Annotated in this window: 8 protein-coding genes; all 8 read left to right on the top strand. The window is 58.3% G+C overall.

Going from position 1 to position 7,401, the window contains the following annotated elements:
* Position 1: 1 nt before the first annotated feature.
* Positions 2-1,294 carry a bifunctional tetrahydrofolate synthase/dihydrofolate synthase gene (folC, locus tag AC5DB9_RS14125; protein ID WP_272994091.1) on the top strand — a complete coding sequence of 431 codons (1,293 nt, stop codon included), beginning with the start codon at positions 2-4 and terminating at the stop codon, positions 1,292-1,294.
* Positions 1,294-1,965: an SPOR domain-containing protein gene (locus AC5DB9_RS14130; RefSeq protein WP_272994092.1), complete on the top strand. Its 672-nt coding sequence runs from the start codon at positions 1,294-1,296 to the stop codon at positions 1,963-1,965. The genes folC and AC5DB9_RS14130 overlap by 1 nt, the downstream gene beginning before the upstream one ends.
* A gap of 66 nt (positions 1,966-2,031) precedes the next feature.
* Positions 2,032-2,553 (top strand): CvpA family protein, encoded by a 522-nt coding sequence (locus AC5DB9_RS14135; RefSeq protein ID WP_022957447.1) that lies wholly within the window; start codon positions 2,032-2,034, stop codon positions 2,551-2,553.
* A gap of 33 nt (positions 2,554-2,586) precedes the next feature.
* Positions 2,587-4,107, top strand: coding sequence for an amidophosphoribosyltransferase (gene purF, locus AC5DB9_RS14140; RefSeq protein ID WP_022957446.1), 1,521 nt, complete (start codon positions 2,587-2,589; stop codon positions 4,105-4,107).
* Between the two features lie 9 nt (positions 4,108-4,116).
* Complete coding sequence (locus tag AC5DB9_RS14145; RefSeq protein WP_272994093.1) at positions 4,117-5,340, top strand: O-succinylhomoserine sulfhydrylase; 1,224 nt, start codon at positions 4,117-4,119, stop codon at positions 5,338-5,340.
* Positions 5,324-6,250 (top strand): AAA family ATPase, encoded by a 927-nt coding sequence (locus tag AC5DB9_RS14150; RefSeq protein ID WP_272994094.1) that lies wholly within the window; start codon positions 5,324-5,326, stop codon positions 6,248-6,250. The genes AC5DB9_RS14145 and AC5DB9_RS14150 overlap by 17 nt, the downstream gene beginning before the upstream one ends.
* Positions 6,251-6,260: 10 nt before the next feature.
* A complete protein-coding gene (locus AC5DB9_RS14155) occupies positions 6,261-7,211 on the top strand; it encodes a DUF58 domain-containing protein (protein WP_272994095.1) in 951 nt (316 codons plus the stop codon).
* Positions 7,208-7,401: hypothetical protein (locus AC5DB9_RS14160; protein WP_491732069.1), on the top strand; the 194-nt coding region annotated here is incomplete at its 3' end. The genes AC5DB9_RS14155 and AC5DB9_RS14160, both read left to right, overlap by 4 nt.

Below are 7,401 nucleotides of genomic sequence, written 5' to 3' on the forward strand. Positions count from 1 at the left end.
CATGCGATTTGAGCAGTTGCAGGACTGGCTGCAATGGATGGAGGCGCAGCACCCGAGGCAGATCGATCTGGGGCTTGAGCGCATAGCCGAGGTAGCCCGGCAGATGGATCTGTCGTTGGGTATGCCCATCATTACGGTGGCCGGCACCAATGGTAAAGGCTCCTGCGTTGCGCTGTTATCACAGATATTCCAATGCGCGGGCCTATCGGTTGGCGCTTACACTTCCCCCCATCTTCTTCGCTACAACGAACGGATTGTCATTGATGGCGAGCCGGTCAGCGATGCCGCACTGTGTCATGCCTTTGAGATTGTGGATCAGGCGCGGCGGGGCACTTCCCTGACGTATTTTGAGTTTGGCACGCTGGCAGCCCTGCAGTTGTTTTCCGAGACGCAGCCCGATGTGCTCGTGCTGGAAGTTGGCTTGGGCGGTCGCCTGGATGCGGTCAATATTGTCGATGCCGATGTGGCGGTGATTAGCTCCGTCGATCTCGATCATCAGGCTTGGTTGGGTAATGATCGCGAGACCATCGCCCGGGAAAAAGCCGGTATTATGCGGCGGGGTCGCCCTGTGGTATTCGGTGATACCCGGCGCAGCCCCGCTGTTGGCGAAATGGCCGCTGCTTGCCTGGCGCGGCTGATAGAGCGAGGTGACGACTTCGGTCTGGAACATGTCGGCGATAACTGGCATTGGCACGGCGTGAATCGACTGGGGCAGGCCTGTGAAATGAAAAATCTGCCCTGTCCCGCTGTGCTGCTGGACAATGCCGCAACCGTAATACAGGCCATCATGCAGTTGCCTTTTGATATCCCCGAATCGGCGATTCGAGAGGGGCTTCGTCTGGTGCATATCCCCGCTCGGGGGGAATGTTTTGCTTTGCGAGATCACTGTTTGATGCTGGATGTGGCCCACAACCCGGCGGCGCTGGCACGTCTGCGAGAGCGCCTTCCAGAACTGCTTGAGAAGGGCAATGTAGACGCGGTATTTGCGGTGATGGCCGACAAGGAATTGGGGGAAAGTCTGGCTGATTTTACGCCGCTGGTGCGGCAGTGGTATCTGCCTCCCTTGCCCGGGGTTGAGCGAGCGATGTCCCCTGAGAAGCTCAAGCAGCAACTGATTGCTGCTGGCGTGTCGGATGCGGCGATCCACATGATAGCGCCCTTGCCTGAGAGTTTGGCGGGCGTTCGCGCTGGGCTGGGCAAAGATGATAGTCTGCTGGCCTTCGGTTCCTTTTTCACGGTTGCTGCGGTAATGCAGGCGATGCCCGCTTCCGCGTTTGTTGAGATTTTGCACTGATGATGAGACAGCGTTTGGTTGGGACTCTGGTTCTGCTCTGTGGCGGCGTTATTTTGTGGTCGCTGCTGTTTACCGGTCCGGCTGAGTACAAGCTGGACCGGAGCAGCCAGATTCCTCCACAACCCCGTATTGAAACGCCGCAGGAAAGTGAGCCGCGTATTCCAGAGGGTATCGCTTCGGCATCGGCGCCGATTGTCGAGCCGCAGCCGGTCATCGCGCCCGCGTCGGAGGAGATGCCGTCTCGGTTTAATGGCGAAGGGGTTAAGGCAGCAGCCACTCCACCTGAGCGTGAGCCTCGCGCGGTATCGCAGCCCGAGGTCACGGCGCCGAAGCGGGTCTCCAAGCCTGAGCCCCAGACCGCCGCTGCGGCACCTGAAAAAGCGAAAACCGCGGCGCCGCCGGTGGAACCCAGTGCGGAAGCGCGCGGTTTGCCGGTTGCCTGGGTCATTCAATGTGGCAGCTTTGGTCAGCAGGCGAATGCCGAGAAACTGGCAAAACGTCTGCGCGACGGTGGCTATAAAGCTTACACGGAAACACTGAAACGCAGCAGCGGCACCCTTTATCGGGTGTTGGTGGGTCCTGCGTTGAACCGCGAGCGGGCGGAGTCACTGCAGGCGGAAATCAACCGGCGATTTGAATTGAAGTCGATCCTCAGCCGTTTTGAAGGATAAAGGCTTGGGCTGGCCTGCTCAGCTTGGTAGAATTCGCCCCTTCAAAGATTCTTGGAGCCGCCTGCGGTGCTGACGAGCTTTAACTGGGCAGACTGGGCCATTCTTGGCATTGTTGTCGTATCCTCGCTTATCAGCTTGTTGCGCGGTTTTGTGCGTGAAGCCCTGTCACTGGTCTCCTGGGCTGCGGCCTTTTTTGTTGCGCTGGCGTTCCATACACCGATGGTCGGCTTGCTCGAATCCATGGTCGAGAAGCCCTATCTTCGCGATATTCTGGCCTATGTTTTGCTGTTTACCGGCACATTAGTGCTGGGCAGTCTTGCCACCCATGTCATTGCTGAGCTGGTTAAGCGTACCGGACTCAGCGGCACAGACCGGTTGCTGGGCATGATATTTGGTGCGACGCGGGGAATGATCGTCGTGCTGGCTCTGCTGGTGCTGATGCCGTCGCTGCTGACCGATATCGACAAAGATCCCTGGTGGCAGCAATCGCAACTGATTCCCGAATTTTTGCTGATGCGCGACTGGTCGCAACAGACATTCAATGATCTCATCGGCTGGCTGTCTTCACTTGTGGACAATCACCGCTAATCCAACCGATATGCAACAACGAGGTAAGGCTGCATGTGTGGTATCGCCGGCATCGTCGCCAAACGCAATGTCAATCAGGATCTCTATGACGCACTGACTGTGCTTCAACATCGCGGCCAGGACGCCGCTGGCATTGTGACTTGCCAGGATGGCCGTCTCAATCAGCGCAAGGGCAACGGCCTGGTTCGGGATGTCTTTCATACCCGCCACATGCAACGCCTGCTGGGTAATATGGGTATTGCCCATGTGCGTTACCCCACGGCGGGCAGCTCCAGTCCGGCGCTGGCTCAACCGTTCTACGTGAACTCTCCCTATGGCATCAGTCTGGCGCACAACGGTAACCTGACCAACTCCGAGCTGTTGTCGCAGGAATTGTTTCAGTCAGACCTGCGGCACCTGAACACCGAGTCTGACTCGGAGGTGTTGTTGAACATCTTCGCCCACGAGCTTCAGCGTCTTGGCAAGCTCGTGCCCAGCGCTGACGATCTGTTTTCGGCGGTGGAAGGCGTGCACAAGCGCTGTCGCGGTGGCTATGCCGTGGTGGCGATGGTCGCCAGCTATGGCATTGTTGGTTTTCGTGACCCCAACGGGATTCGGCCGCTGGTTTACGGTATGCGGGAGAGCGATGCCGGCAAGGAGTATATGCTCGCGTCAGAGAGCGTTGCGCTGGATGCGCTGGGTTTCAAATTAGTGGGTGATGTTGCGCCGGGCGAGGCCGTATTTATCAGTGTGGATGGCGACATTCATGTGCGCCAGTGCGCCGAAGCAACGCAGTGTCGCCCCTGTATTTTCGAGCATGTGTATTTTGCCCGTCCCGATTCCATTATGGACGGTGTATCGGTATACAAATCGCGCCTGCGTCAGGGCGAGAGGCTGGCAGAGAAAGTTCTTCGCGAGCGTCCCGACCACGACATCGACGTGATTGTGCCCATTCCTGATTCCAGCCGTATTGCCGCGCAATCCATGGCGGCTGTGTTGGGCGTGAAATTCCGCGAGGGCCTGGTTAAAAACCGGTATATCGGCCGAACGTTCATTATGCCGGGGCAGAGCGCCCGCAAAAAATCGGTCAAGCAGAAGCTCAATGCGATCGGCCTGGAGTTCAAGGGCAAAAACGTCATGCTGGTGGACGACTCCATTGTTCGCGGTACGACTTGTGAGCAGATTATTGAAATGGCGCGGGATGCGGGGGCGCGCAAAGTGTATTTTGCGTCGGCGGCACCGCCGGTGCGCTACCCGAATGTCTACGGTATTGATATGCCATCGGCGGAAGAGCTGATTGCCCACGGCCGGAGTGTTGACGAGGTGCAGGCTGAGATCGGCGCTGACTGGCTGTTGTATCAGGACCTGCCTGACTTGGTGGAGTGCTCTGCTGAAGGGAATCCGAATATTCACGCGTTTGATTGCTCGGTGTTCGATGGCGACTACGTGACAGGAGATGTCGATCAGTCCTATCTCGATAAACTAGCGGCTGACCGCAATGACGCCAAACAATCCGCGCGCAATGCCGCCGCGGGTGACGGCGCCCTGGTCGGGCTGCATAACGACGCATCTTGAGGCTACAGCGTGACTACGGATTCTGATTATCAGGCACAGCGCGACGCGGTTTTGCGCGAAGCCGAGCTGGATACCCTGGCTGTCCGCGGCGGTCAACAGCGCACGGCCGAAGGGGAGCATAGCGAACCCATCTTCACCACGTCGAGTTATGTCTTTGCCTCGGCAGAAGAAGCCGCTGCACGTTTTTCCGGAGAGCAGCCGGGAAATGTCTACTCTCGCTATACCAATCCGACGGTCCGTACCTTCGAGGAGCGTATTGCCGCGATGGAAGGCGGCGAGGCCGCCGTTGCCACCTCTTCTGGAATGGCAGCCATCCTCAGTACCTGTATGGCACTGCTGAAAAGTGGCGACCATGTGGTCTGTTCTCACAGCGTGTTTGGCACTACCACGGTGCTGCTGAACAAATATATGGGGAAAATGGGGGTCAGTTGCAGCTTCGTCTCGCCGCTGGACTTGAACGCGTGGCGCGAGGCGATTCGTCCTGAAACGCAACTGCTATTTCTGGAGTCGCCTTCCAATCCGCTTTCTGAGATTGCCGATATTTCTGCGCTCGCCACGCTGGCTCATGAGCATAGCTGCCTGCTGGTGGTCGATAACTGTTTCTGCACCCCTGCATTACAAAAGCCGCTGGCCCTCGGTGCCGACATCGTCGTGCATTCCGCAACCAAATACCTCGATGGTCAGGGGCGATGCGTGGGTGGCGCGGTGGTTGGGCGGCGTGAACACACCGACGAGGTGCTGGCGTTTATCCGTAGCTGCGGGCCGAGTATGAGCCCGTTCAATGCCTGGGTGTTTCTCAAAGGCCTGGAGACGCTGCGACTGCGAATGATGGCTCACAGCGCGAATGCCCTGGCGCTGGCGCAGTGGCTGGATGAGCAGCCCGGCATTGAGAAAGTGTATTACGCGGGACTGCCATCGCATCCCGGACATGCGCTGGCGGCCAAGCAGCAGGCCGCTTTTGGCGGTGTCCTGTCTTTCGAGGTGGCAGGTGGCGATCGCGAGTCAGCCTGGCGTTTTATCAATGCAACGAGGTTGGTATCGATCACTGCCAATCTCGGTGATGCCAAAACCACGATTGTGCACCCCGGCACCACGACACATGGGCGCTTGACTGCCGATGAGCGCAGCCGCAGTGGTATTCGCGATAACCTGATTCGCTTGGCTGTGGGGCTTGAGGATGTGCGCGATCTGAAGGCCGATTTGCAGCGGGGACTCGATGCGCTCAACGTCTGAGGAACTACGCACTGCTGCCAATGAGGTTGGCGGGATTGTGATGGGCAAGGAGCGGCAGGTGCAGCAGGCGTTTTGCTGCCTGTTGGCAGGTGGGCATCTGTTGATAGAGGATTTGCCCGGCGTGGGGAAAACCACGCTGTCCCAGGCCTTTGCAAGAGTTACTGGTCTGAGCTATCGCCGAGTACAATTCACCAGCGATATGTTGCCTTCAGATATTCTCGGCGTGTCGATTTTTGACCGCAACAGCAACGCCTTCCACTTTCATGCCGGGCCGGTGTTCACCCAGTTTTTGCTGGCGGACGAGATTAATCGTGCCAGCCCTAAAACCCAGAGCGCGCTGCTGGAAGCGATGGCAGAAGGGCGGGTGACGGTAGAAGGGGAGACCCGAGAGCTGCCTCAGCCGTTTTTTGTCATGGCAACCCAGAACCCCTGGTATCAATCGGGCACGTTTCCTTTACCGGAGTCGCAACTGGATCGTTTCCTAATGCGTATTTCTCTGGGGTACCCGGATGCTCGCTCTGAGCGGTCGCTCCTGCAGGGCGGCGATCCGCGAGAGCAGCTGGTGAACTTGCAGGCGAAGCTGGATGGGCCGCAAATTCTTGCGCTGCGCGAGCGGGTAAAACAGGTAGAAGCTCGCGATAGTGTGATCAGCTATATCCAACGTCTGGTGGCCTTCAGTCGTGAAGATGCGCGTTTTGCTTTTGGCCTGTCGACACGGGCGGCGCTGGCACTTCTGCAATGTGCCAAGGCCTGGGCGCTGTTGGAAGGTCGCGACTACGTTCTGCCCGACGATGTGCAGGCGGTATTAGAGCCGGTGGCCGCTCACCGCTTGCAAGCGGCCACAGACAGCAGTGCCGACGGGGCGGAGTTAGTGCAGCACATGTTGTCAGATGTGGCAGTGCTGGCCTGAGGTGAAGCGATTGCGAGCGGCGTTCCGTCGGCGCATGAATGCCTGGATTGCCCGGCGCAATCCCCCGGTCAGTGCACTGACTCTGCAACAGAATCGCATTTTTATTTTCCCTTCTTCGGTGGGGCTGGGATTCGGCGCACTGTTGCTAGGATTGCTGCTGCTGGCGATTAATTACCAGAATAACCTCATTTTCATGTTGGTCTTTGCGCTCTTCAGCGTATCAATCATCACGATTCTTCATACCTACATCAATCTTTCCGGACTGCGGATCCAGGCGGGTAATAGTGAGCCAGTGTTTGCCGGCGAAACCGCCCATTTTCATTTGCATCTCGATAGTGGCTCGCGGCCGCGCTATCAACTCCAGCTCAGTTTTGCCGAGCAGAGAACGGTAATCTGCGAAATGCCCAGAGCCGGGCAGCACTACGAGCTGCGTATGCCGTACCCGGCGACTAGTAGAGGCCGTCTTCAGCCGGGGCGTCTGCAATTGCGCTCCGACTTTCCGCTGGGCATTCTCCGGTGCTGGGCGATGCCCATGATGGACTGGCACTGTCTGGTGTACCCCCGGCCGAAAATGTTGAGGCCGTTACAGTCCTCCGCAGATTCGGGCGAAGGGGTGAGTGCTGCGCGACGTGACAGCGATGAATTCAGTGGTTTTGAACGCTATCGACGCGGAGAGTCGCCGCGGCGCATCTTCTGGAAGGCCTATGCCCGGGGCCAGGGACTGTTCAGCAAGCAATACGAGGCGGGGAGTAGTGACCGCTTGATTCTCGACTGGGACAGCCTTGAGGGCCTCGGTGAGGAGGATCGTCTCAGTAACCTCTGTGCGTGGGTACTGGAGTGCGAACAGCGGGGGTTGGCTTACGGCTTGCGCGTGCCGGGAATGTTTATGCCGCCGGACCTTGGGCCAGCGCACCTCAAAGCGGCGCTGCGCGTGCTGGCGCTCTGGGGAGGTCGGGCATGAACTCTGAGACGCCCCGGGCCGCGGTTGGTGCCCTGCTGCTGGCGCAGTTTGCGGTGATTATTCCGCTGATTCCTACATTACCCTTGTGGATGGCTGCTGTATGGGCAGTGGTGGCTGCCTGGTACTGGAAAATTGTCTATGCAGCGTGGTCTTTTCCCGGTGCGCTGGCGAAATTCGCCTTGGTGGCGCT

This window comes from Spongiibacter sp., from assembly GCF_984394615.1.